The organism is Pseudidiomarina fusca, from assembly GCF_032227045.1.
Classification (GTDB): Bacteria; Pseudomonadota; Gammaproteobacteria; order Enterobacterales; family Alteromonadaceae; genus Pseudidiomarina; species Pseudidiomarina fusca.
Genome location: NZ_JANFPJ010000114.1, coordinates 1 through 352 on the forward strand (window position 1 = coordinate 1; position 352 = coordinate 352).

Sequence of the window (352 nt, forward strand, 5' to 3'; positions counted from 1 at the left end):
CACACCGGGAACAGTTTCGATGATGGGTTCATAATAACGATACTGGCCGACAGCAACCTCGGCTTTTAAGTTTTGCACGTAACGTCGCATGCTGCGTTCGGATATGGGCAGCTTGCCCACCTTACGACATAATCGGCGCATGAGCTTCACTGCGGATAACTTGGGGTAGTCTTTCAGCTGGTTAATCAGGTAATCGCGATAGCCATCAAGCCATTTTTGTCGCGAGGTGTCTTCCATCATCACGCAGATACCTTGCGCGTCCATCGCTAAGTATTTTTTCACCGTGTTGCGCGAGATGTTCAACTCGCGGCTAATGGCACGGATCGAGAGTCCTTGTCCGTTGTCGTACATC

At 50.6% G+C, this 352-nt stretch carries 1 protein-coding gene; it reads right to left on the reverse strand.

Annotated elements, in window-relative coordinates; genetic code table 11:
* Positions 1-352 (reverse strand): helix-turn-helix domain-containing protein (locus NOG12_RS13320; RefSeq protein WP_313933524.1); only part of this gene is annotated, 352 nt, incomplete at both ends.